This window comes from Nocardiopsis sp. NPDC057823 (genome assembly GCF_042797335.1).
In the GTDB taxonomy this organism is placed as follows: Bacteria; Actinomycetota; Actinomycetes; order Streptosporangiales; family Streptosporangiaceae; genus Nocardiopsis; species Nocardiopsis changdeensis.
In genome coordinates this window covers 244,344-268,755 of sequence record NZ_JBHVLR010000003.1, presented here as the reverse complement: position 1 = coordinate 268,755, position 24,412 = coordinate 244,344, and the positions used below count along the sequence as shown (strand labels likewise).

Genomic DNA, 24,412 nt, shown 5'->3' with positions numbered 1-24,412 from the left:
TCAGTCGCGTTCGGCGGCGACCGCGACGGCGGCGGTGGCCGCGGTCACGCCCAGTACGGCCGGCCAGGAGCCGATCTTCTTGGCCAGCGGGTGGGACAGCCCGAACGCCGCCACGTAGACGCCGGTGAGGGCGACGGCGGTGCCCAGCCCGGGGCCGCGGCGCCAGGTCTCGAACGCGGCCGCGCCGAACCCGGCCAGGACGGCGCCGCCCAGCGGCCGGTTCCCGGTGGCCCTGGCCACGGTGTAGCCGCCGATGAGCCCGGCGGTGGTCAGGACGGCGCTCGGTACGGCGGCCATGGGAGCTCCTCGTGTTCGGGGACGGTACGCGCGAACGACGTTATCGCCCGCGTCCCGGGGGTGCCATTCGGCACGCTCCCGACGCGGGGTGATCACCGTACGGCCACGCTCCGGGGGCACCTCTGGGTTCCGGGCATCACATATGCGAAGGTCGGAACCATCCGCTATGGCATTCGCCCCACAGGAACCGCCGTCGACCTGGAACCGGTCCCCGATACGCGGCGTCGAAGCGGATAGTTCCCAGACATCTCCGAACCTAGGAGTTCCCGCCCATGTCGTTCGCGCAGACGGTGCGCGGCGCTGCCGCGGCGGTCGCCCAGGGAGGCGACCCGCGGCAGGCCGTGACCGACGCCCTGCAACAGACCTCCAGGCAGGTCACCGAAGGTGGTGGACTCGACCCGAGCGACTTCGTCGCCGCCCGCGACCAGGGCGGTTCCGTGGGCACTCGGATCGAGCAGAAGACCGCCTCGCTCAACAACGCCGGCGAGGCCATCAACCGCAGCAGTTACGAGCGCGGCCCCAACGGCCCGGTGCACGTGGTCTGCCCGATGGTCATCCCCCGGGGCCGCACGTTCGTCACCATGCTCCCGGCCGTCGCGCTCATCGCGCTGGGCCTGGTGGGCGCCCTCCTCGTCCTCCTGCCGTACTCCCTGGCCGGCGGCAACGCGCTGCTCAACCCGTTCTTCGGCCTCCACTACTGGATCATCACCATCGCGATCACCGCCTTCATGTGGTGGCGCCAGGGCATGGTCATGGTGCCGGAGGGCTGCGTCGCCATCGTCACCCACTTCGGGCGGATGGAGCGCATCTACCCGCCGGGCCTGGTGACCCTGTTCAACCCGTGGAAGCGGGTGTCCTACATCGTGAACGTGGTGCGCGAGTACCCGTTCAACGCGCCCATCCGCTCGGCCCCCACCAAGAGCGGGGTGCAGGCGTCGGTCGACCTGTTCGTCCAGTTCCAGATCAAGAACCCGGAGGGGTTCGTCTACACGCTGGGCGGCGTGCACGGCTTCCAGGAGAAGCTCAACAACGCGATCAGCGAGACCACCCGCAGCCTCATCTACGAGCAGGAGGCCTCGGCGATCTACGACCTGGTCGGGGAGAGCACCCAGGGGCTGCTGGCCCAGCTCAACCGCCAGTTCAGTGACATCGTCGTGCTGACCAGCGCCAACATCACCCACGCCGAGCCCTCCAGCCAGGAGTACCGGATGGACCTGGCGGCGTCGGAGATGGTGCGGGTCGCCAAGGACGCCTACACGTTCGAGTACGAGCTGCAGCTGCGCAAGGAGCAGAACGAGGGCGACCTGAACAAGGAGCTGGCCACCCTCAACGAGACGCTGTCGGCGATCCAGGCCGACATCGCCCAGTACCAGGCGCAGATGGACACCGCCCTGGAGCGGGAGACCAACCGCGCCCGCGCACTGGCCCGCCAGCGCTTCGTGGAGGCCGAGTCCGAGGCCAACGCCAACGCGGCCCTGCTGCAGGCCCAGGCCCTGGACATCCGCGCGGTCAGCGCGGCCGAGGCCCCGGAGATCCTCAACTACCGGTTCCGCGAGAGCCTGCTGGACAAGCTCTCGGAGGTCGCCGACAGCCTGCCCCAGGTCCTGCGGATCGGCTCGGGGGACGCGGCCAGCGTCGACTACCTGCGCATCGCGCAGGAGATCATCGGCCAGGCCGACGCCGCCCTGTTCTCCCAGGAGGACATGGAGGCGATCCGCTCCCGCCTGGGCGAGATCAACGCCCGCATCTCCGAGCGCCAGGGCGAGATCGACGCCCTGCTGCGCGAGGACGGCGCCGGACGGGAGCAGGCCGCGGCGGACGCGCAGGCCCCCGGCGAGGACCTGGTCGAGGAGATCCGCCAGTCGGTGTCCGACCAGGCCATCGACGAGCGGCTGGCCGAGGCGCGCGAGGCCGAGTCGGCGCCGCAGGAGCCGGCACCGGACGCCCCGCCCGCGGCCGAGCCCTACGCCGACCCGCAGGACCCGCCGCTGCCGCCGTGGTCCCAGGGACCCGACACGTTCGAGGGAGGCCGCTAGATGAGCCAGCAGGTCAATGTCAGGAGCGGCTCCAGCATCAAGGAGTCCCTCTCCTCCTGGAGCGATCTCGCCGGGCTGCTGCGCGGCGGCGACCAGGGCGCCGTGGTGCCCGTGGTCATCCCCAAGGACAACCGCGGCCTGCGGTGGATGGTCCTGGTGTGGATCGGGCTGTTCGCCCTCACCTCCGGCCTGGTCATGTCCATCAACGTGGCGATCGAGGGCGCGATGTCCGCGCCGATCAACGCGGTGCTGGCGCTGCCCGCCCTGTTCGTCGGCGTCATCTCCATCGTGGTGGCGGTGCTGTGGTGGTGGCGCAGCTCGATCATCGAGATCGAGCACGGCACCCAGGGCATCCTCACCAAGTACGGCAAGGTGCAGAAGGTCATCGCCCCGGGCCGCCACTACCTGTGGCACCCGTGGAAGCGCGTGGACTACGTGGTGGACACCAGCACGGAGATCCCGTACACCGCACCCGTGGTGGCCTGCCCGACCCGTGAGAACGTGCCGCTGAAGTCGATCGAGTTCTTCCTGAAGTTCCGCATCCACGACCCGCAGCGGTTCGTGCTGTCGATCGGCGCCAGCAACTTCGACCTGGTGCTGTCCAGCGCGGTGCAGGACGCCATCCGCCAGCGCAGCCGCCTGGTGCGCACCGAGGCCGCCTACGACCTGCGCGGGTCCAACGTCGAGGACATGCGCACCCTGCTCAACCAGCAGCTGGAGAAGTACGGTGTGGTCATCACCGGCTGCAACATCCCCGACGTGCAGCTGCCCAACCAGTACCAGCAGCACCTGGCCACCCGGGAGCGGGTGTCCAAGGAGCTGGTGGCCTACGAGCAGGAGTGGGAGCTGACCCGCAAGCGCCGCATCGACACCCTGCTGATGGACATCGAGCGGTCCAAGAAGGTCCGGGACGCCAAGATCGTCGAGGTCAACGCGTCCCTGAACAAGGCCCGCAAGGACGTCGCGCAGATGCTCCAGGAGCAGGAGACCGAGGCGCAGCGGGTGCGCTACGAGATCGAGACGCGCGGCCGGGCCGACCTGGTCGCCGCCGAGAACGAGGCCAAGGCCCAGCAGCGCCTGGCCACCGCCTACCGGGACAACCGGGCGGTGCTGGAGTACGAGCTGGCCCGCCGCCGCCTGGACGTGGGCGCGACCCTGGCCGAGCGCGCCCCGCGCCCGGTCGTGGTGCAGACCGAGGCCGGGTCGGGGGACTCCTCGGCGCTGTCGACGCTGCTCACCGCGCAACTGCTGCCGCAGGTGCTGGGCAACGGCGCGCGGGCCGCGAGCGCGACGGCCAAGGCGGTCGAGGGCCTGGAGTCCGCGCGCGGCGCGGTCGCCGCCGCTGCCGCCCGCCAGCAGCAGCTGGCGGACGAGTACCAGGAGCAGCAGGACATCGCCATGCGGCACCAGTTCGAGAACGGGGAGGGGTTCGGCGGCCGCCGCTGACCCGTACCCCCTGAGAGCGGAAGGGCTCCGCGACCGTCGTGGTCGCGGAGCCCTTCTCCGTTCCGGTCAGCCGCGGGGGGAGAGGTCGGCGTAGCCCGTTCCGATGTCGATGCCGTTGCGGGCGGCCAGTTCCACCAGGTCCTCGATCTCCCCGGCCTGGCCGAGGGCCAGGTCGTCGTCGCCCCGGGCGTGGGCCCGGCGCAGCGCAGTGATCGAGTCGTGGATGCGCAGGTGAAGGGTGAGCGTGAACTCGCGCATGAATCCTCTCCTCAGGGTCCGCCGTCGGGCCGGGGTCAGGGGGACCCCTCCCGGGCACCTCCCTGTCTACACGGCAAAGGTGAGAACCACGTTGGAGGAGCACAAGCCCCGGCAAAGGCACGGAGAAGGCCCGGCGGCCTGCGCCGCCGGGCCCTCGTCCGGATGTCGCGGTGCGCGGCTCCCCGGGGAGGGCCCCCGGCCGCGCGGCCCCGCCGCTAGTGCTCCACCCACACGTACCAGTCGTCGGTGACGTGCTCGTAGATGCGCGTGCCCTGCCCGCTGACGAACACGCCCTCGGGGAGGTCCCCGTCGCTGTGCGCCAGCCCGGAGCGGCCCACCAGCCCGGCGCCCTCCACCTCGTAGTGGAGCACCCCCTCGGTCACGCTGAGACTGCGCAGCGAGTACAGCCCGGCCCGCTCCCCGTTGAGGGGGATGGCGGAGGACTCGTCGGCCCGGTCGGCCATGGCCAGCAGGTCCTCGGCGGAGGCCTGCACCCGGGCGCTCAGCGGCACGTCGGCCGCGGAGACCCCGATGGCCAGGGCGGCGATCAGCGGCGCGGAGATCCAGCGCAGCCAGTAGTGGCGGATCATCGGCCGGGCGACGGCCAGGGCGATGCCCAGGCGCAGCGCGCCCATCCCGGCCAGCAGCATGCCGCCGACCAGGCCCACCACGAAGGTGGGCAGGTGGCCGGAGGGGACGCTGTCCTCGAAGAGGATGAGCAGGGCCACCACCGTGCAGGAAGGGATGTAGAGCCGCCCCGGGGGCCGGGAGGCCCAGCTGATGAGCCGCCGGCCCAGGGTGGGCTTCTCGGCGATCTCGATCAGTTTGGCCACGGACCCGTCAGGGGTCGGGCCGGAACCTACGGCGGACATGGTGTTCCCCCCACCGAATCCATGCTGGTGACGGACGCGGTCCCGGGAGGGCGTGAGAAGGAGGAGCCGGAACGGGCCGCGTCACAGTTGAGACGGCCGACGTACAGCGGCCTGTCCCACAGGATAGAGCAGCGGCGGAGCGTGTTCGGGGCGACGCGTGGAAATAGCGGGAGGTTTCCCCTCCGCCCGGTCCGGGCGGGGACGGGCCGCCCTGCGCCGTTCGGGGTGCTCGGCGGGTTCGGGGGCCAGGACGAGGTGGTCCCAGGACCACCGCCCGCCGTTGACCGCCATGAGCAGGCACACCGCCGTGACCAGCGCCGTCACCGGCCAGGAGTCGAACGGGGAGAGCCCGGGGGAGGCGGGGGAGAGGGTGCCCAGCACCGCGCACAGGGCGAGCAGGGGGCCTGCGAGCCATGTGAGCAGGCCCACGGCGAAGGACAGCGAGGTGGCGACCATGAGGGCGGGCAGCAGGTGGACCGCGAGGGAGGGCAGGGGCGTCCCGGACTCGGCCAGGTGGGCGGCCAGTCGCGCCTCCTGGCCGCGCAGGGCGAGGCCGTGGTCGGCGAACACCCAGCCGACGCCGATCCGGGTCAGCGCGGCCCCGATGTCGTACAGGCCGCGGCGGCGCAGGCGGACGCGCGACCGGGGGCGTGGCCTCTGGCTCCGGGGATGCCGGGTGGGGCGCTGCATGTCCATTCCTCCGGGTCACACCTGTGCGCGGTCCTGACAAGCGGAAACTACCGAAAGTCATGAGCCATGACGCGGTGTGATAAACGGCGAGTCGTGCAAAGACCCGTCCCGGACGCCCGTTCCCGGCGTTCGTCCGCTCCGCGGGCGCCCTGGCGGCGGCCCGCGGCCGGCCCGCGGTCGTCGCGGAGCCGCCCGGCCCCCGTGTCAGTCGGACGCGGCGCGCACCCCCGGTCGCCGCGAGGGCCTGTGGGCCTTCGGCGCGGCGGCCCTGCTCGTCGCGGGCTGCCTGCTGCTGGCCTCGGGGCCCGCCCTGCCCCTGGCCGCCCTGGCCCTGGCGCTGAGCGGGCTCCCGGTGGCCGCGCTGCTGGGCCTGCGCTCGCACATGATCGACCTCGCCGTCCCGCCGGGGCAGCGCGCCGGGTACTTCTCCTGGGCCTTCGCCGCCCAGAACGTCGGCTTCGCCGCCGGCAGCGCGGCCCTGGCCGTGGTCGGGCAGCCCGTGCTCCTCACAGCCGCCTCCCTGGCCACCCTGGCCTCACTGGTCGTGGCCGTGGGCCTGTCCCGGTCCTTGCGCGAACCGGCGGCGGAGCCCGCCGCCGCCCTTTAGGCTGGGGGCGTGTCGATCTCCGAGCCCGCCGCCAAGGCACCCGCCGCGGCCCCCGCCGCGCCCACCTACGAGGTGGAGGAGCAGCTCCGCGCCGCCGGGGCGCGCGTCGTCGCGGGAATGGACGAGGTGGGGCGCGGGGCCTGGGCCGGGCCGCTGCTGGTCTGCGCCGCCGTCCCCGGCGAGGGCGAGCCGCCCGCGGGCCTGACCGACTCCAAGCGCCTCACCCCCGCGCGCCGCCGCGACCTGGCCGCCCGGCTGGAACCCTGGGTGGCCGACCACGCCTTCGGCTGGGCCGAGGCGGCCGAGATCGACGAGGTCGGCATGACCGAGTCCCTGCGCCGCGCCGCCCGCCGGGCCCTGGCGGGGCTCACCGTCCGCCCGGACGCCGTCCTGCTGGACGGCTCCCACGACTTCATCGGCCGCCCCTGGCGGGTCCGCACCCAGGTCAAGGGCGACCTCACCTGCGTCAGCGTCGCCGCCGCCGCGATCCTGGCCAAGGTCCGCCGCGACGCGCACATGGCCGAGCTCGCCGAGCTGCACCCCGGCTACGCCTTCGAGCGGGCCGCCGGGTACCCCTCGCCCGTCCACCGCGCCCACCTGGCCGAACACGGCCCCACCCCGCAGCACCGGATGAGCTGGTCCTACCTCGACGACCTGCCCCGGTGGAGCCACCTGCGCAGGCCCCGGCCCGGCCCCGGGGGCCAGATCCCCCTGCTGTGACCGCCCGCGCCCCCGCGGTGCGCGGTGCGACACGCCGCCCCGCACTGGACAACCGGGGGCGGTTGGGGCAAGGCTGAAGGCGTGGCGTCGACCCCTCGACCCCCCTCCGGCCAGCGACCCCCGGCCGGAGGCCCGCCTCCGGACCCCCACGCAGGAAGGGGCACCGATGACGCGCGACACGCGCCCCGGTACCGAGGTCCCCGGACCTTCCGGGCTGGAACGCCTGCGCACCAGGTACCGGGCCGTCCCCCCGGCCAGACGGCTGGTCGCCGGGGTGGCCGTGCTCGCCGTCGTCGCGCTCGCCGCCCTGGTCGCCTCGGTGCCCGTGGTCACCGCGGTCTCGGTCGCGCTGGCCCTGATCCTGCTCTTCGCCGCGCTGATGCGCTCGGCCGACGCCCTGGTCACCGTGGTCGTCTGCCTGATCTGGACCGCGGTCGCCTTCCCGCTCTTCCAGCTCCCGCTGGCCGGGGAGCCGGTCACCCTGCTCGTCCTGCTGCTGCCGCTGCCGGTCGTGGCGGCGGCCGCCGCCGTGCGCGAGTTCCCGGTCTGGCACACCGCCGCGCTGTCCCTGACCGCGGGCCTCGTCTTCGGCTTCTCCCTGGCCCTGGTCGGCATGGTCGCCCCCACGCCGCCCTCCTCCTGGGGGATCGGGGCGCTCTACGCCGCCGCCGGCGCCTGCCTGCTGTGGCGGCTGTCCGCGTCCCGGCAGATCCGCAAGGAGTCCGAGGCCGCCCGGGAGAGCGCCCAGGCCGACACCCGCCCGGTCTCCCGCGGCGCCCGCCCCGAACGTGTGAAGGGCCGCGCCGACGCCTCCCGGCCCGCGGCACCCGCCCGCGGGCGCGCGGCGGCCGAGGGGGGAGGCGAGCCGGTGCCGGTCGACGAGGCCCTGGCCGAGCTGGAGGCGATGATCGGCCTGGACCCGGTCAAGCAGCAGGTCCGCGGGCTGGCCGCGTCCATCGAGGCGGCCCGGCTGCGCGCCGACGCCGGGTTCCCGGTCGAGCGGCCGCTGCGCCACCTGGTCTTCTCCGGCCCGCCCGGCACCGGCAAGACCAGTGTGGCCCGCACCCTGGCCACCATCTTCCACTCCTTCGGGCTGCTGCCCACGGCCCGCGTGGTGGAGGCCCAGCGCGCCGACCTGGTGGGGGAGTACCTGGGGGCCACCGCCATCAAGACCAACGCGCTCATCGACGGGGCCCTGGGCGGGGTGCTGTTCATCGACGAGGCGTACTCCCTGGTCAACGAGGGTGACGGACAGAGCGACCGGTTCGGCAACGAGGCGGTGCAGACCCTCCTCAAGCGCGCCGAGGACGACCGGGAGAACCTGGTCATCGTGCTGGCCGGGTACGAGAAGGAGATGGACGCCTTCCTGTCGTCCAACCCGGGCCTGGCCTCGCGCTTCTCCACCCGGATCACCTTCCCCAGCTACACCGCCGACGAGCTGTTCCGCATCGCCGGGAGCCTGGTCGCCCAGCGCGGCGACGTCCTGGACGCCGAGGCCGAGCGGACCCTGCGGCGAAGACTCGACCAGGCCGTGCAGCGCGAGGCCGTCGACGAGCTGGGCAACGGCCGGTTCGCCCGCTCCCTGGTGGAGAAGGCGGCCCAGGCCCGCGACGTGCGGGTGGTCACCTCCGGGGTGGCGGGCGACCGGCCCGCGCCCCGGCCCGAGGCCGAGGAGCTCATCACCCTGCGGTCCGCCGACGTGATCACCGCCTACGACGAGCTGACCGCGCACCTGCCCGGGTTCGGCGAGGCGCCGGGCATCGAGGAGGCCCTGGCCGAGCTCGACGCCATGATCGGGCTGGAGCCGGTCAAGGCCCAGGTCCGCTCGCTGGTCGCCCAGCTGCGGGTGGCCCGGCTGCGCGAGGAGCAGGGGCTGCTCAACCACGCGCCCATGCGGAACTTCGTCTTCACGGGGCCGCCGGGCACCGGCAAGACCACCGTCGCCCGCGTGCTGGGCCGGGTCTTCGCGGCCCTGGGCATGCTGGCCCGCGCCGACGTGGTGGAGGCCCAGCGCGCCGACCTGGTGGGCGAGCACCTGGGCGCCACCGCCATCAAGACCAACCGGCTGGTGGACCGGGCCCTGGGCGGGGTGCTGTTCATCGACGAGGCGTACTCGCTGATCAACCCGGGGTACGGCGGCGGGGACGCCTTCGGTGCCGAGGCGGTGCAGACCCTGCTCAAGCGCGCGGAGGACGACCGCTCCCGCCTGGCGGTGGTGCTGGCGGGCTATCCGGCGGAGATGGAGCGGTTCCTGGCCTCCAACTCGGGGCTGGCCTCGCGGTTCAACGTCCGGGTCCGCTTCCCGTCCTACAGCGCCGACGAGCTCACCGCGATCGCGGAGGCGCTGGCCGCCCGCACCGGCGACGCCTTCGACGACACCGCCGTGGAGGACCTGCGCAGCATCTTCTCCCACGTGTGCGCCGAGGGGTGGATCGACGAGCTGGGCAACGGGCGCTTCGCCCGATCCCTGTTCGAGAAGGCGTGCTCCCAGCGGGACCTGCGGGTCTCCCAGGAGGTCGGCGACGCGGCGACCGCCGCCGAACTGACCGTCCTCACCAGTGCCGACGTCCGCTCCGCCTACGCCGAGGCCACCCAGCAGAGCTGATCCGGCGGGCGCCGGTGGCGTACCGGCCACCGGATTCCGCGTACTGCTAGTGTCCGGGCATGACCGCTTCACCCTCAACCTCCGCGGCGCCCGTCACCCAGGCCCTGATCCTGGCCGGCGGGCAGGCCACCCGGCTGCGGCCCTACACCGACACCCGCCCCAAGGCGATGGTGGAGGTGGCCGGACGGCCCATCATCGACTACCAACTCGAATGGCTGACGGGCCACGGCGTCGAGCACGTCGTGGTCTCCTGCGGGTACAAGGCCGAGGTATTGCGCGAGTACCTGGCCTCCCGCGACGGCGGCCCCGAGATCACCCTCCTGGTCGAGGACGAACCCCTCGGCCGGGGCGGCGCCCTGCGTTACGCCTCCCAGGGGCTACCCGCGCAGGACGCGCCCTACTTCGCACTCAACGGGGACGTCCTCACCTGGTTCCCCCTGGACGAGATGACCGCCCACCACCGGGCCAAGGGCGGCCTGGCCACCCTGGCGCTGGCCCAGTTCCGCACCACCTGGGGCATCGTCGACGTCGACGGCCAGGACCGGATCGAGGGGTTCACCCAGAGCCCGCTGCTGCCGGTGTGGATCAACGCCGGCGTGTACCTGTTCGAACCCGGCATCACCCCGCTGCTGCCGGTCAAGGGCGACCACGAGTCGTCCACCTTCCCCGACCTGGCCGGGCAGGGGCGGCTCACCGCCTACCGCATCAGCGGGTTCTGGCGCGGGGTGGACACCGCCAAGGACGTCAAGGAGGCGGGGGAGGAGATCACCGCCATGCGGCAGGGGGCCTGACCCCGAACCGGGCTCGGGGCGCCGGGGAGGCGGTCGGTATCGTCGCCTTCGTGACGAACAACGGTTTCATCCTCTCCAGCGCCCCCAACTTCCGCGATCTCGGCGGCCACAGGACCGCCGGGGGAGGCACGGTCCGCCACGGCCTGCTGTACCGCTCCGACGCCCTGCACACCATCTCCGAGCCGGACCTGCCGGTCTACAACGGCCTGGGCATCCGCCAGCTCATCGACCTGCGCACCGCCCACGAGCGGGAGAGCCTGCCGGACATCACCCCCGAGGGCGCCGCCTACACCGCCATCTCGGTGCAGGACCCGACCGCGGCCGGGGCCAACTTCTCCCAGGCCCTGCTGGACCGTGAGCGAGCCCGGGCCATGTTCGCCGACGGCGCCGCCGAGCGCTTCATGTTCGGCGTCTACCGCGAGCTGGTCACCGACGGGGCCGCCCTGACCGGCTACCGCGACCTGGTCGAGCGCGCCGCCGAGGGCCCGACGGCCCTGGTCTTCCACTGCAGCGCCGGCAAGGACCGCACCGGGTGGGGCGCGGCCCTGCTGCTCACCCTGCTGGGCGTGGACCGGGCCGCGGTGGTCGCCGACTACCTGGCCAGCAACGAGCGCCAAGAGAACACCGACAAGTGGATGCGCATGCTGTCGGAGCACAGCGGCCTGGAGTGGGAGGAGGTCGTGCCGATGACCAGGGTGCGCGCCGAGTACCTCCAGACCTCGTTCTCCCACATCGACGAGGTGTACGGCTCCTTCGACGGCTACGTCTTCGACGGGCTGGGCCTGTCCCGGGCCACGGTGGACGCCCTGCGCGCCCGCATGGTCGCCTGACCCGCGCCTACAGGGCGTCGAGGCGGCGGCGCAGGTCGGCGCCGTCGGTGGCGGCGTCGAGCACGTCGCCCAGCTCGGCCAGGACCGAGGCCCGGTCGCGACCCCGGTCGAGCAGCCGCCGCGCGGCCGACCACAGTTCGGCGGGGCGCCCGGACCACAGCCGCTCGGCCAGCCGCTCGTGCCGGTCCAGTGCCCGCTCCCGGTCCGGGTCGTCGCCGGTCACCGGGCGGTACCAGTGGTCCTGTCCGGTGGAGTGGCGGCCGCTGGGCGGGGTGGCCGCCTCGTACTCGCCGAAGTGGTCCAGCCGCAGCAGCGCCCGGCGGCCCCGGGGGGTCGCCGGGTCGAACTCCTCGGGGGCCCACGAGATCAGGTCGCTGGCCAGCAGCGGGAACGCGAACATGCGCCGGGCCAGCGCCGAGAAGTCGCCGTCGGGCAGCAGTCTGCGCACCGCCTCCTGGCGCAGTCCCAGCGGTCGGGCGGGGTCCCGGTAGACCCTGGTGAACTCGGCGGTGGACTCCCACACCGCGTCCAGGGTCGCCCCGACGGCGACCTCGGGCAGGCCGGTGCGCGGACCGGCCCAGCGCACCCAGGCCGCCAGCACGTGGGGCATGGCCTCCTGCTCCTCGGGCAGCAGCACCACCCGGCCGGGCAGCCAGCGCAGCAGGAACGCCTCCACCTTGCGGGGGCTCACCCGCGTCGGCCGGCCGGCGTCCACGTCGCAGCCGTAGGCGATGATGTGGTCGACGCAGCGGCTCGCGGTGTAGGAGTCCGACAGCTCGGCGGCCTCGTCGGAGGACAGGAAGCGGGCGGCCAGCACCGCCCGTCGGTCGCGCCGCCACACCGGGACGCCGTCCTGCGCGTCCCGGCCGCAGGGCTCCGGCAGTGTCCGCACCCGGGCGTTGGCCAGGGCGAAGTGCGCGGCCAGGGAACCGCCCGCCAGGTCGGCGGCGGTGGGGCCGGCCGGCAGCGGGGCGGCGTCGGCGCCCCCGCCCGCGATCACCCGTTCGGTCACGCGCAGGGCGCGGACCAGGCGGCTGCGGGCCTGGGCGGGGTCCAGTTCGGCGAACCGGGTGAACTCGTCGGCGGCGGCCCGCTCCCGGCACCCCTGGAGGAGCTTCTCGACCTTGGTGGTGACCCAGGCGTCGCGCAGCACCCCGCCGGCGTTGTGGTCCACCACCAGGATGAGCGCGTGCTCGGGGACGGCCGCGGCTTCGCCCTCCCCGCGGCCGAACACGCACACCACGTCGTCGGTGTCCCCGAACAGGTCGCTGTTGACGTAGGCGCCCAGCGGTACGACCCGGCCCAGCTGGGACGCCCACTCGGGGACCTGGAGCCCCTGCCCGCGCAGCGCGATCATGCCCTGCTCGGCGAGGCGGCGCAGGCCGGGCGTGGTGCCCAGGGCGGCGACCGCGGCCAGCACGCCCAGTCCGGCGGGTTTGCCGGAGGCGGCGGCGTGGGTGATCAGGCCCTCGCCGAGCACCCGCTCGACGTCGAGCCCGGGCACGCGCTCGCCCCACCAGGTGCCGAGCAGCTCGCTGAAGGCGAGCTCGGCGTCGAGGGGGTGCCGCATGGCGAGCATCGCCCTGGCGGCGCGCAGCATCTCGTCGAAGGCGGCGCCGGGAACCGGTTCGGGGTTCGCGGATGAGGGAGGTGTAGGGGAGGGCACGGTCCGAGCGTATGACAGCCGGGGGCCCGTGATTCACGGTCCGGGGGTTTCACCCGGTTCCTCCCGGTGCGTCCGCCGCTCCGGAAAGGGGAGCGGGGCGTGCCCGGACGGGCACGCCCCGCTCGCCGCGGGTCGGGCGGATCACCGTGGCCGGGGCACCACCCGGTGGCCGGCGAACAGGGTCGGCCCCTGGGCCCGGGCGGCAGCTTTGGCCGCTTTGCGCGCGCCCTGGGAGGGCGGCACCGAGTTGACCATCGCCTCCAGGTGCTCGCGGGCGATGCGTTCGACGAGGTGCGGCGTGACCGCGATGCCCAGGTGTTCGGCGCAGTTCCAGGCGTCGCTGACGCACCGTTCGACGCAGCGGTGGGACAGACCGTTGAACTCGTCGTGCAGACGAGCCGAGATCCGTCGGAGATCCTGGACCGGGAAGGTCTGGAGCATTCTCGCTCACACTCCTGGTTGGTGATGGCCTGGACGGTGACCTCCACCCATTCCACTTGTTCTGAGCGGGCTGTCAACCCCTCTCCCGGCACGCTGTTGATAAAACCTGAGGTGGGCATCGTTTACTCGGACACCACCATCACCCCAGGTCAACAAGGCGAAAAGGACGTTTCGGGCATATAACGGAGCTGTTTCCAAGCTATGATCCCAAAGCGGACAAGTATCCCGATGCCTGGGAATTCGGGAGAAACCTCCTGTGGAAAACCAATGGTCTCCTCGTACGAGGTCCGCCGGTGGCCTACTATTTACCTCCCCGTCCGTGCGGGGCCCGCTCCCCGCGGGCCGTTGCGCCCGGACGGGCGTGTCCTATGCTTGAGCCGTGACAGCGGCCGAGAGGAGTCGTGGGAGTGACTCCCGAGGGCCGTGGAGCCCCCCGATCCCCTTTCGGCACCGCGCCGCGGATTCACATCACCCCCGCGCGGTCCGGTCCCCGGGACGAGGGGTCCGTGTGCTCGGTCGGTCGGGTCGGGAAATCCGAGGGTTCAGCGGAGGTGTCGAGCAGGTGAGCGCCGAGACGTCCATTCCTCCGCCCCGTTCCGACGGCGACGCCGTTCCGGACGACGCGGTCCGCGCACTTCTGGACGATTCCCCCATCGGATTCGCCCTGATGGATTCCACCGGGCGGATCATCGCCGCGAACCGCCTGGTCGCCGAGGTGCTCGGCCGCGCCCCCGAGCTGTGCCCGGGGCACGAGCCCGTCGAGCTGATGCGCGCCTGCGGCGTCCCGGCCGCCGGGTCGGCGGTCGCCGAACGCGCCGAGGACCGGGTGGTCCGCGTCCGCCACCGCACCGACGACGGCCGGCTGTGGGACCTCACCTGGTTCCCCGTCGTCGACCCCGTCACCGGTGACCCCCGGCTCGCCCTCATCGCGATCCGCGACGGCGGCGGCGTGCACCGCGACGAGCAGCGCCTGCGCGCCCTGCTCCAGATCGGCAACCAGGTCGTCTGGACCGCCGACGCCCGGGGCGAGGTCCACGAGGACAGCCCGCAGTGGCGCAACATCACCGGCCAGAGCACGCAGGACTACCTCGGCCGCGGCTGGCTCGACGCCCTGCACCCCGACGACCGGGCCTCCGTCGAGCGCGCCTGGGACGACGCCGTCCTGGACGGCACCCCGTTCGACGCGCTGTTCCGGGTGCGCACCCGCTCCGGCGGCTACGACCACTTCCGGGCCCGGGCCAAGCCCGTGACCGAGGGCGGAGCGCCCGTCGAGTGGGTGGGCAGCCTCGTGGACGTCACCACCGAGCGCGAGGCCGACGAGCTGCGCCGCCGGCTCAACCAGCAGCTCAGCGAGGCGGCCATGCGCACCGCCCGCCTCCAGCAGGCCACCTCCGACCTGGCCGAGGCCCTCACCGTCGACGAGGTCGTCGCCGCCATGTCCGAGATCGGCCGCTCCGGCGTGGGCGCCGACCACATCAGCGTGGTCCTGCTCGACCGCAACGGGGCGCGGCTGGACACCGTCGTCGCCGCCGGGGCCCACCCGCTGCCCCGCGCGTCGTTCCCGCTGGGCCACCCCGAGATCAGCGCGCTCGCCATCGCCGAGCGCGCCCCCCGCACCGCCGCCGACCCGGCCGGGCTCGCCGCCCTCCTGGAGGACGCGTCCGCGGTCGAGGAGCTGGTCCGCCTCACCCCCGAGCGGGCCTGGGCCGCGCTGCCCATGATGGTGGCGGGCCGCCCCATCGGGGCGCTGCGCCTGGCCTTCACCGCGCCGCGCGAGATCGGCGACGAGGAGCGCGTGTTCCTGGAGGCCCTGGCCGGGCAGTGCGCCCTGGCCATCGGCCGGGCCGCGCTCTACGAGCAGGAGCACAACACCGCGGAGGAGCTCCAGCGCAGCCTGCTCCCCGAGGAGCTGCCCGACGTGCGCGGGGTGCGCCTGGCCGCGTACTACCGGTCCGGCTCCCGCCACGTCCAGGTGGGCGGCGACTGGTACGACGCCTTCCCGCTGCCCGACGGGCGCATCGCCGGAGTGCTGGGCGACGTCATGGGCAAGGGCATCCCGGCCGCCGCGGGAATGAGCCGCATCCGCAATGCGTTGCGCGCACTGGCGTTCTCCATGCCGGAGCCCGCCGACGTCCTCACCGGGCTGGACCGCATGTTCAGCGCCACCGAGGCCATGGACCAGGTCACCACCCTGGTGTACTTCGTCCTGGACCCGGTCACCGGCCAGCTCGACCTCAGCAACGCGGGGCACCTGCCGCCGCTGGTCGTGGCGGGCGGGACCCGGCCCTCACTGCTGGACACCGACCCCGACACACCGCTGGGGATCACCTCTGTGCGAGGACACCACAAATTCTTCGTTCAACCCGGTAACACCGTCGCCCTCTACTCCGATGGACTGGTCGAGAACCGCAAACGGTCCGTCGACTCCGGGCTCGAGGAGCTCGTCGACGTGGCGTCCTCGGCTCCACCGGAAGTGGTGGGCGATCCACAGCAGATGCTGGAGTACCTTGTTGAGAGCATGCTCGAAGGGTATGAGCAGGACGATGACGTCACTCTGCTCGCCGTCCAGCTCCCGGTGATCGAGTCCGTCGCCGACCGTTGAGTCGCGTACGGAGGAGGACACCGTGGGGAGGAGCGGTGGACCGTACGAACAAGTCCATTCCTTTGCCTACAGTGAAGAAGCCGTTCCGCCCCGCACGGGGGTGATTCCGCGCAGCCGCCCGGAGAGCCGACCGCTCACCGTGCGTCTCCTGCGGGGAATGATCTCCGAGAGCGCATACGCTTGAAAGACAAACGGCTTCCCCGCCCCGGCGGGGACGATCCCAGGCCGCAGGTGGGAGAGGGCGCGGTGCCCGGTCCCGGCCAGGCGGACCACCGGGTCCGACAATCTCGCCACACGTCCGTTCGAGAGGTGTTTGTGTCATCTGCCAGTTCGACTCGCTCGAAGCAGTCCGAGTCACTGCAAGAGCCCGTCATTCAGCAGCTGATCGAGCGTGGGCGGTCCCAGGGCTATCTTGAGCCCGAGGACGTGCGCCGTGCCTTCGAAGAGGCCGAAATCCCGATGTCGCAGGCGCAGTCCGTGCTCCGCAGCCTCGCGAAGGAGGGCGTGACCGTACTCGTCCCCGAGTCCGCGTCCTCCCGGCGCAAGACCACGCGGCGCAAGACGACGGCCACGCGGTCCACCACCTCGACCAGGTCCACCAAGGTCACCACGACCTCCACCACGGCCCGGACCGCCAAGCCGGTGCGCGCCGCGGCCGCCCAGGAGCAGCCGGAGACGGTCACCGCCGTCGTCGACTCCGCCGAGGCCGCCGCCGACAAGAAGGCGCCCGTCCGCAAGGCCGCCGCCAAGAAGGCGACGACCGCGAAGAAGCCCACCGCGGCCGCCGCCAAGAAGACGGCCGCGCCCAAGAAGGCCGCCGTCGCCAAGGACCCCGCCGCGGCCAAGAAGACCGCCGGCCGCAAGACCGCGGGCAAGAAGGACCTGGAGCTCGCCCCGGAGGCGGACGCGGACGCGGAGGACTTCGACGAGGACGACCTCGACGACCTCGAGCACACCGGCGCCGAGCTGGAGCTGGTCGAGGACACCGCCGAGGAGGTGCCGGAGAAGGACCTCAAGCCGGCCCGCCCCGAGGCCGTCGGCGCCCCGGTCAAGACCGGGAACGAGGACGAGTCCTTCGTCCTGTACGACGATGACGACGACGCCCCCGCCGCGCAGGTGGTGGCCGCCGGCGCCACCGCCGACCCGGTCAAGGACTACCTCAAGCAGATCGGCAAGGTGCCGCTCCTCAACGCCGAGCAGGAGGTCGAGCTCGCCAAGCGGATCGAGGCCGGCCTGTTCGCCGAGGAGAAGCTCGCCGAGGAGGCCGACGGCCTCTCCTTCGAGCTGCGCGACGAGCTGGAGTGGATCGCCGAGGACGGCGGCCGCGCCAAGAAGCACCTGCTGGAGGCCAACCTCCGCCTGGTCGTCTCGCTCGCCAAGCGCTACACCGGCCGCGGCATGCTCTTCCTGGACCTGATCCAGGAGGGCAACCTGGGCCTGATCCGCGCGGTGGAGAAGTTCGACTACACCAAGGGCTTCAAGTTCTCCACGTACGCCACGTGGTGGATCCGCCAGGCGATCACCCGCGCGATGGCCGACCAGGCCCGCACCATCCGCATCCCGGTGCACATGGTCGAGGTCATCAACAAGCTGGCCCGCGTCCAGCGCCAGATGCTCCAGGACCTGGGCCGCGAGCCCACCCCGGAGGAGCTGGCCAAGGAACTCGACATGACCCCCGAGAAGGTCGTCGAGGTGCAGAAGTACGGCCGCGAGCCGATCTCCCTGCACACCCCGCTGGGCGAGGACGGCGACAGCGAGTTCGGCGACCTCATCGAGGACTCCGAGGCCATCCAGCCGGGCGAGGCGGTCAGCTTCACCCTGCTCCAGGAGCAGCTGCACTCGGTGCTGGACACCCTGTCCGAGCGCGAGGCCGGCGTGGTCTCCATGCGCTTCGGCCTGACCGACGGCCAGCCGAAGACTTTAGACGAGATCGGCAAGGTCTACGGGGTCACCCGCGAGCGCATCCGGCAGATCGAGAGCAAGACGATGTCCAAGCTCCGCCACCCGTCGCGCTCCCAGGTGCTCCGCGACTACCTGGACTAGGCCGTCCGGAGTACATCGCGGCCTGAGACGGCCTGAACCCGTGTGCCCTTCCGTTCGCTGAACGGGAGGGCACACGGGTTCCGCGGTGCCTTCGTCGGTCGACGGGTGTGGCGACGCCCGCGTTCCCGCACCATCGGCCGGCGCGTTCCCACACGCTCCGACCTGACCGGGTACCGCCCGGCCGCGGTGGATTCGATCCCAGGTGTTCCGTCGTCCATCCGACACCGACCATGCTCGCGCAGTGCCTGTAGGTGCGGGATAAAGTCGCGATGCCGGTTCGTTATCTCACGCAGAGCGACGGGGCGGTCTCCGGTCCTCCCGGTCCCTCCGGCTCAGTCGCGCACGACGACGTCGAGGACCCGCGGGGCCCCGGCCTTGGCCTCGGGCGTCTCCACCGTGTGCCCCAGGTCCCGCAGCGCCGCGGCCAGCTCCGCCACGCCGGCCGCCTCGACCCCCTCGGCCAGCAGCGACCGGGCGATGTCGCCGCGGGTGGCCTTGGCCATGTGGCTGACCACCGAGCGCCGGACCTCCGAGCCGACGACCCGCTCGCGCAGCACCCGCACCGACACCAGCCGCTCGGCCGCGGCGCCCCGGGGCTTGAACGCGGCGGCGTAGGTCGCCGACCGGCAGTCCACGAGCAGCCGGTCCCCGGCCAGTTCCCCCAGCGGGCCGGCCATGGCCCTGCGCCAGTAGGCGCCCAGTCCGCCCAGCGGCGGCAGCTTCACACCCATCGACAGCCGGTAGGGCGGCAGCGCGTCGTCGGGGCCGACCACGCCCCACAGCCCGGAGAAGACCAGGACCCGCTCCCGGACGCGGCCGGGGTGCTCCCGGAGCAGTTCGGGCAGGCCCAGGCGGTCGTAGAGGACGCCGGTGTACAGGTCGGCGGCGCGCAGGGTCGGCGCGGTGGCCGCGTCCAGGTCGCGCTTGACCGCGTCGGCCTGCCCCGGGGTGAGTCCCAGCACCTCCAGAGCGGTGTCCTCCGGACCCGAGCACAGCTCCTCCAGCGCCGCCAGCACCTCCCGGCGGGCGGGGGCCAGTGCGGGCAGCACCAGGGACTCCGGGTCCACGGCGGGACCGGTGCCGGAGGTGGCCTTGCCCTCGGACGGCGGCAGCAGGATGAGCATGGTCGAACGGTCTCCAGGTTCGATCGGGGTGGACGGTCCACATGCTAGGGCGTGACGGGCGCCCCGGCGGCCGGGGCGGGCCCGCGGCCCGCTAGGATCGCCGCTTCCGGAGAGAGGGAGGCGGCGGGCGTGCACGAGTGGGCGGCGCGGGTGGCGCGGGACTGGCCGGCGTTCGAGGTCGTCGAACGGGGCGGCTGGCGGTTCGGCACCGCGGAGGGGGTGACCAAGCGCGCCAACAGCGCCGTGCTCCTGGCGCCCGGTGCGGACCCGGCCGAGGTCACCGCGTTCTACCGGGAGCGGGGGCTCACCCCCTGCGCCCAGGTGTGGCCGGGGCAGGAGGAGGCGGACGCGCGCCTGGAACGCCACGGGTACGCGGTGGTGGAGCCCACACTGGTCCTGGCCCGGGAGCCGCTCGGGCGCCCGCCGGCCCCGGGCACCACGGCGGTCGCCGCCGCGCCCGGCGCCGACTGGCTCGCCCACGGCCCGGCCCGGGTGGACGTGGTCGCCCGCATCCTGGGCGGGACCACCGCGCTGTACGGGACCGCCCCCGGCGGCGCCGGCCGGGGCTGCGCGGTGCTGTCGGGGCGCTCGGCGGCGGTCTGCGCCATGGTCACCGCCCCCGGGGCCCGGCGCCGGGGCGTCGCCTCGGGGATCCTGGCCGACCTGTTGGCCGCGGCCCATGACAAGGGCGCGACCGACGCCTACCTGTGCGTGGTGACGGAGAACACGGCGGCGCGCCGCCTCTACGAGGGCTTCGGGTTCACCGAGGTGTCCGCGTACCACAACCGCGTCCTGGCCTGAGGCCGCTCCGCGGGCCGGGCACACGACGGGCGGCGGTCCCCTGTCGGGGGCCGCCGCCCGTGTCCGTGCGGTGCGACCGGCGCTACTTGTCGTCGTTGAGCTTGTCGGTCTCGTCGTGGATGTCCGAAGCGATCTTCCGGAGGGAATCGTCGTGCTTGCGCATGTGGTGCGCGCAGAACAGCAGCTCGCCACCGGAGTTCAGCAGCACCCGGACGTAAGCCTGTGCACCACAGCGGTCGCAACGGTCAGCAGCCGTCAGCGGCTGGGTGGGGGCAAGGGTTCCAGTCACTTCGCCATCCTCAATACTCGGCGTCGGTCACCTCAGACAACATCTAACCCGACCCAGACGTTCCCAACCCGGGGCCGTGTACGCCGACAGCGGAATCCGCCTGATTGGTGCCTGGAGATCTCCCTTTGGGGCCTTTGTGGCCGCTCGTCGTTTCTACTCCTTGGTGTACCCCCTGAACGCCCGACGCATCCCCGGAAAAGGGGAGTATCCAGGTCGCATCCACCGGAGGTGGTAGTCTCGCGCGGGGCAGGACCGTTCCGGCCGCCGCCGACCCCGCTCCCCGCGGTGTTCCCGGTCGCCGCCGACCCGCCCCGGGCGACCGTCCGGCACCGCCGCCGGACCCGTACGAACCCGCCCGAACCCTCCCCGGCGTACGAGGTGAACCGACCCGTACGCCGTGGCCTGGCCCTTTTCGTCGGTGCGGCGCGGTACAAAGGGCACGCACCGCATCCGAGCCCCGATGGCCCTCAAGACGCAGGAGATGTCCGAGTGACCGCCTTGACCGCAGCCGTCCACGACCCCGAGGACTATTCCGCCCGGCACCTGTCGGTCCTCGAAGGTCTTGAGGCGGTGCGCAAACGGCCGGGCATGTACATCGGCTCCACCGACAGCCGCGGCCTCACCCACTGCATGTGGGAGATCATCGACAACTCCGTCGACGAGGCCCTGGGCGGCTTCTGCACGCGTATCGACGTCGTCCTGCACAACGACGGCTCGGTGTCGGTGGCCGACGACGGCCGCGGGATCCCCGTCGACATCGAGCCCAAGAGCGGGCTCTCCGGTGTGGAGCTGGTCATGACCAAGCTGCACGCCGGCGGCAAGTTCGGCTCCGGCTCCTACACCGCCTCCGGCGGCCTGCACGGTGTCGGCGCCTCCGTGGTCAACGCCCTGTCCGCCCGCGTCGACGTGGAGGTCGACCGCCAGGGCCACACCCACGGCCTCTCCTTCCGCCGCGGCATCCCCGGCCGCTTCGCGGGGGCCGGGCCCGACGCCGAGTTCACCGCCGTCTCGGGGCTGGAGCAGTTCCGCAAGATCGCCAAGAAGCTCACCGGCACCCGCATCCGGTTCTGGCCGGACATGCAGATCTTCATCAAGGGCGCCGAGATCGCCCGGGAGTCCCTGCTGGAGCGGGCCCGCCAGACCGCCTTCCTGGTGCCCGGGCTCACCATCTCCGTCCGCGACGAGCGCGTGGAGGGCGAGGAGCAGCCCTTCGAGGAGGAGTTCCGCTTCGACGGCGGGATCAGCGAGTTCTGCACCTTCCTGGCACCCGACGACGCGGTCAGCGACGTGCTGCGCATCCAGGGCAGCGGCAACTTCACCGAGACCGTCCCCGTGCTCGACGACGCCGGGCACATGGTCCCCGCCGACGTGGAGCGCCGGCTGGACGTGGACGTCGCGCTGCGCTGGGGCACCGGCTACGACACCACGGTCCGCTCCTTCGTCAACGTCATCGCCACCCCCAAGGGCGGCACCCACATCACCGGGTTCGAGCGCGCCCTGGTCCGGGTCATCAACGACCAGCTGCGCGCCGTCAAGCTGCTCAAGAACAGCGACGACCCGGTCACCAAGGACGACACCCAGGAGGGGCTCACCGCGGTCGTCACCGTCCGCCTGCCCGAGCCCCAGTTCGAGGGCCAGACCAAGGAGATCCTGGGCACCTCCGCGGCCGCCCGCATCGTCTCCCAGGTGGTCGGCCGGGAGCTGCGCGAATTCCTCACCTCCACCAACAAGGCGGACAAGGCCAAGGCCCGCACCGTCATGGAGAAGGTGGTCAACGCCGCCAAGGCCCGCCTGGCCGCCCGCCAGCAGCGCGAGACCCAGCGGCGCAAGAACGCCCTGGAGAACTCGGCGCTGCCCGCCAAGCTGGTGGACTGCCGCAGCGAGGGGCTGGACCGCAGCGAGCTGTTCATCGTCGAGGGGGACTCGGCGCTGGGCACCGCCAAGCTGGCCCGCGACTCGGAGTTCCAGGCGCTGCTGCCCATCCGCGGCAAGATCCTCAACGTGCAGAAGTCGTCGGTCGCCGACATGCTCAAGAACGCCGAGTGCGCCGCCATCATCCAGGTGATCGGCGCCGGGTCCGGCCGCAGCTTCGACCTCGACGCCGCCCGCTACGGCCGGGTCATCCTCATGGCCGACGCCGACGTGGACGGCGCGCACATCCGGTGCCTGCTGCTCACCCTCATCTACCGCTACATGCGGCCGATGCTGGAGGCGGGCCGGGTGTTCGCCGCGGTCCCGCCGCTGCACCGCATCGAGCTCACCAACACCCGCCGCAAGCGGGGGGCCAAGCCCGAGGACAAGTACATCTACACCTACTCCGACGCCGAGCTGACCCGCACCCTCCTGGACCTGGAGAAGCGCGGCATCGCCTGGAAGGAGCCGGTGCAGCGCTACAAGGGCCTGGGCGAGATGGACGCCGACCAGCTGGCCGAGACCACCATGGACCCGCGGTACCGCACCCTGCGCCGCATCCGGGTGGAGCAGGCCGAGGAGGCCGCGAACGTGTTCAACCTGCTCATGGGCAACGAGGTCGCGCCGCGCCGCCGGTTCATCCAGCAGGGTGCCCAGGAGCTCGACGTCGCCCGCATCGACGCCTAGCCCCTGCGGCCGCCCCCGCCCGCCACGGCCCCCTCGGCCCCGGTCCCGGACACTCCGGGGCCGGGGCCGTCGGGGTCAGGCGGGCGGGGTCCAGACGCCCTCGCCGAGGAAGCGGTCGATGGCGTCCCGGTACGGGGCGGGGTCCAGCCCGCGCTCGGCCACCCAGGCGTCGTTGTAGTAGCTGTGCCGGTAGCGCTCGCCGCCGTCGCAGATCAGGGTCACCACGCTGCCCCGGCGCCCTTCGTCGAGCATCCGGGCCACCAGGTGCCACACGCCCCACAGGTTGGTCCCGGTGGAGCCGCCCGCCGACAGGCCGGTCCGGTCGTACAGGTGGCGCATGGCGGCGATGCTCGCGGCGTCGGGCACCGGCATCATCAGGTCGATCACCGACGGAACGAAGCTCGGCTCCATGCGCGGGCGGCCGATCCCCTCGATGCGCGAGGGCATCCCCGTGCCGTAGTCCGCGGCGCCGGTCACCCATCCCGGGAAGAACGCCGAGTTCTCCGGGTCCACCACCGCCAGCCGTGTGTGCAGCCGCTTGTAGCGCAGGTAACGGCCGATCGTCGCCGAGGTGCCGCCGGTGCCGGCGCCCACCACGATCCAGTCGGGGCACGGGTGCCGCTCCATCGACAGCTGCTCGAAGATCGACTCGGCGATGTTGTTGTTGCCGCGCCAGTCCGTCGCCCGTTCGGCGTAGGTGAACTGGTCCATGTAGTGGCCGCCGCTCTCCGCGGCCAGCCGCTCCGCCTCGGAGTACATGTCCGGCGGGGAGTCCACGAAGTGGCAGCGGCCCCCGTAGCGCTCGATCAGGGCGATCTTCTCCGGGCTCGTCCTGCGGGGGATCACCGTGACGAAGTCCAGGCCCAGCAGCCGTGCGAAGTACGCCTCCGACACCGCGGTGGAGCCGGAGCTGGCCTCCACGATCGTGGTGCCCTCGTCGATCCACCCGTTGGCCAGCCCGTACAGGAACAGGGACCGGGCGAGCCGGTGCTTGAGGCTGCCGGTCGGGTGGACCGACTCGTCCTTGAGGTAGAGGTCGATGCCCCATTCGGGGGGCAGCGGGAACACGTGCAGGTGCGTGTCGGCCGAGCGGTTCGCGTCCGCGATCACCTTGCGGACCGCCTCGTCGGCCCAGGAGCGCCGCGAGTCGCTGCATCGGTCCACCCAGGGGGTGCCGTCGGGGTCTGTCGGAGGTGCCATGACCAGCAGGGTAGCGGGCGGACACGGTGAGGCCCCCGGGACTTCGCGTCCCGGGGGCCCTCGGCGGGGTGCGGCCCTCAGTCGAGCGAGCCGCCCGACATCACCGCGTGCATGCGGCGGTAGGTGGCCGCCTCCTCGTGCCTGCTCTGGCGTTCCAGGGTGCGGGCGAGCGCGATGTGCGCCCAGTGGTCCACCGGGTCGAGCTCGATGATCCGGCGGAACGTCCGCTCCGCCTTGTTCAGCTGCGCGGAGTGGAAGTAGGCGCGGCCCAGGAGCTCCAGCAGGGAACGGCTCTCGGGCTCGTCCTCCACGGCCGGCTCCAGGGTTCTGGCCGCGTAGATGGGGTCGCCCAGCTCCATGAACATGCGGGCGCGGTTGAAGATGTCGTACGTGCTCTCTTCCACGAGTGCTCCTCCCGGCGGCACGGGGGCCGTCGTCGGGTCGAACGGTCGGGGGGACGACCGCATTCCCCTGATTGATCCCCGGTCACCGGGGG

The 24,412-nt window shown here is 72.7% G+C and carries 21 protein-coding genes; 11 read left to right on the top strand and 10 right to left on the bottom strand.

Annotated features, from left to right (window positions below; all coding sequences use genetic code 11):
• On the bottom strand, positions 1-297 hold the full coding sequence (locus tag ACFVNO_RS07710; RefSeq protein ID WP_220559693.1) for a hypothetical protein: 297 nt from the start codon (positions 295-297) through the stop codon (positions 1-3).
• Between the two features lie 272 nt (positions 298-569).
• Between ACFVNO_RS07710 and ACFVNO_RS07705 the strand changes: the two genes are divergently transcribed.
• Complete coding sequence (locus tag ACFVNO_RS07705) at positions 570-2,333, top strand: SPFH domain-containing protein (RefSeq protein ID WP_378890319.1); 1,764 nt, start codon at positions 570-572, stop codon at positions 2,331-2,333.
• Complete coding sequence (locus ACFVNO_RS07700) at positions 2,334-3,779, top strand: SPFH domain-containing protein (RefSeq protein WP_378890316.1); 1,446 nt, start codon at positions 2,334-2,336, stop codon at positions 3,777-3,779.
• A gap of 66 nt (positions 3,780-3,845) precedes the next feature.
• On the opposite strand, the gene ACFVNO_RS07695 is transcribed toward ACFVNO_RS07700, so the two are convergent.
• From ACFVNO_RS07695 to ACFVNO_RS07685, 3 genes are all read right to left on the bottom strand, one after another.
• On the bottom strand, positions 3,846-4,037 hold the full coding sequence (locus ACFVNO_RS07695; RefSeq protein WP_220559697.1) for a hypothetical protein: 192 nt from the start codon (positions 4,035-4,037) through the stop codon (positions 3,846-3,848).
• Between the two features lie 215 nt (positions 4,038-4,252).
• On the bottom strand, positions 4,253-4,909 hold the full coding sequence (locus tag ACFVNO_RS07690) for a hypothetical protein (protein WP_220559698.1): 657 nt from the start codon (positions 4,907-4,909) through the stop codon (positions 4,253-4,255).
• An 81-nt stretch (positions 4,910-4,990) separates the two neighbouring features.
• The gene (locus ACFVNO_RS07685) at positions 4,991-5,599 is read right to left on the bottom strand and encodes a DoxX family protein (protein ID WP_378890312.1); all 609 of its coding nucleotides are present in this window, start codon (positions 5,597-5,599) and stop codon (positions 4,991-4,993) included.
• Positions 5,600-5,675: 76 nt separating this feature from the next.
• On the opposite strand from ACFVNO_RS07685, the gene ACFVNO_RS07680 reads away from it, so the two are divergent.
• The 5 genes from ACFVNO_RS07680 to ACFVNO_RS07660 all read left to right on the top strand — a co-directional run bounded on the left by ACFVNO_RS07680 (position 5,676) and on the right by ACFVNO_RS07660 (position 11,152).
• On the top strand, positions 5,676-6,206 hold the full coding sequence (locus ACFVNO_RS07680) for a hypothetical protein (RefSeq protein WP_378890309.1): 531 nt from the start codon (positions 5,676-5,678) through the stop codon (positions 6,204-6,206).
• Positions 6,207-6,215: 9 nt separating this feature from the next.
• Positions 6,216-6,926, top strand: a complete 711-nt coding sequence (locus tag ACFVNO_RS07675) for a ribonuclease HII (protein ID WP_355267941.1) — start codon at positions 6,216-6,218, stop codon at positions 6,924-6,926.
• Between the two features lie 166 nt (positions 6,927-7,092).
• Complete coding sequence (locus tag ACFVNO_RS07670) at positions 7,093-9,531, top strand: AAA family ATPase (RefSeq protein ID WP_378890305.1); 2,439 nt, start codon at positions 7,093-7,095, stop codon at positions 9,529-9,531.
• Between the two features lie 59 nt (positions 9,532-9,590).
• A complete protein-coding gene (locus ACFVNO_RS07665) occupies positions 9,591-10,322 on the top strand; it encodes a nucleotidyltransferase family protein (RefSeq protein ID WP_220559704.1) in 732 nt (243 codons plus the stop codon).
• A 50-nt stretch (positions 10,323-10,372) separates the two neighbouring features.
• Complete coding sequence (locus ACFVNO_RS07660; RefSeq protein ID WP_255646407.1) at positions 10,373-11,152, top strand: tyrosine-protein phosphatase; 780 nt, start codon at positions 10,373-10,375, stop codon at positions 11,150-11,152.
• 7 nt (positions 11,153-11,159) lie between these two features.
• Here ACFVNO_RS07660 and ACFVNO_RS07655 read toward each other — a convergent pair whose 3' ends face one another.
• On the bottom strand, positions 11,160-12,752 hold the full coding sequence (locus ACFVNO_RS07655) for a hypothetical protein (protein ID WP_355268017.1): 1,593 nt from the start codon (positions 12,750-12,752) through the stop codon (positions 11,160-11,162).
• Positions 12,753-12,959: 207 nt separating this feature from the next.
• Positions 12,960-13,259, bottom strand: coding sequence for a hypothetical protein (locus tag ACFVNO_RS07650; protein WP_220559706.1), 300 nt, complete (start codon positions 13,257-13,259; stop codon positions 12,960-12,962).
• A 562-nt stretch (positions 13,260-13,821) separates the two neighbouring features.
• Between ACFVNO_RS07650 and ACFVNO_RS07645 the strand changes: the two genes are divergently transcribed.
• Together ACFVNO_RS07645 and ACFVNO_RS07640 are read left to right on the top strand one after the other, a co-directional pair.
• Positions 13,822-15,861: a SpoIIE family protein phosphatase gene (locus ACFVNO_RS07645; protein ID WP_355267933.1), complete on the top strand. Its 2,040-nt coding sequence runs from the start codon at positions 13,822-13,824 to the stop codon at positions 15,859-15,861.
• Positions 15,862-16,176: 315 nt separating this feature from the next.
• Entirely contained in the window at positions 16,177-17,904 is a 1,728-nt protein-coding gene (locus ACFVNO_RS07640; protein ID WP_378890299.1) for an RNA polymerase sigma factor, read from the top strand.
• Positions 17,905-18,236: 332 nt separating this feature from the next.
• Here the strand turns inward: ACFVNO_RS07640 and yaaA are convergent, their stop codons facing one another.
• Positions 18,237-19,028: a peroxide stress protein YaaA gene (gene yaaA / locus ACFVNO_RS07635; protein WP_378890296.1), complete on the bottom strand. Its 792-nt coding sequence runs from the start codon at positions 19,026-19,028 to the stop codon at positions 18,237-18,239.
• 129 nt (positions 19,029-19,157) lie between these two features.
• Between yaaA and ACFVNO_RS07630 the strand changes: the two genes are divergently transcribed.
• On the top strand, positions 19,158-19,829 hold the full coding sequence (locus tag ACFVNO_RS07630; protein WP_355267924.1) for a GNAT family N-acetyltransferase: 672 nt from the start codon (positions 19,158-19,160) through the stop codon (positions 19,827-19,829).
• An 82-nt stretch (positions 19,830-19,911) separates the two neighbouring features.
• Here the strand turns inward: ACFVNO_RS07630 and ACFVNO_RS07625 are convergent, their stop codons facing one another.
• On the bottom strand, positions 19,912-20,118 hold the full coding sequence (locus tag ACFVNO_RS07625; RefSeq protein ID WP_220559712.1) for a hypothetical protein: 207 nt from the start codon (positions 20,116-20,118) through the stop codon (positions 19,912-19,914).
• Between the two features lie 489 nt (positions 20,119-20,607).
• Between ACFVNO_RS07625 and ACFVNO_RS07620 the strand changes: the two genes are divergently transcribed.
• Complete coding sequence (locus ACFVNO_RS07620) at positions 20,608-22,716, top strand: type IIA DNA topoisomerase subunit B (protein ID WP_220559713.1); 2,109 nt, start codon at positions 20,608-20,610, stop codon at positions 22,714-22,716.
• Between the two features lie 75 nt (positions 22,717-22,791).
• Here the strand turns inward: ACFVNO_RS07620 and ACFVNO_RS07615 are convergent, their stop codons facing one another.
• The gene (locus ACFVNO_RS07615; RefSeq protein WP_355267920.1) at positions 22,792-23,916 is read right to left on the bottom strand and encodes a PLP-dependent cysteine synthase family protein; all 1,125 of its coding nucleotides are present in this window, start codon (positions 23,914-23,916) and stop codon (positions 22,792-22,794) included.
• 77 nt (positions 23,917-23,993) lie between these two features.
• Positions 23,994-24,320 carry a tetratricopeptide repeat protein gene (locus tag ACFVNO_RS07610; protein WP_220559714.1) on the bottom strand — a complete coding sequence of 109 codons (327 nt, stop codon included), beginning with the start codon at positions 24,318-24,320 and terminating at the stop codon, positions 23,994-23,996.
• Between the last annotated feature and the right edge of the window lie 92 nt (positions 24,321-24,412).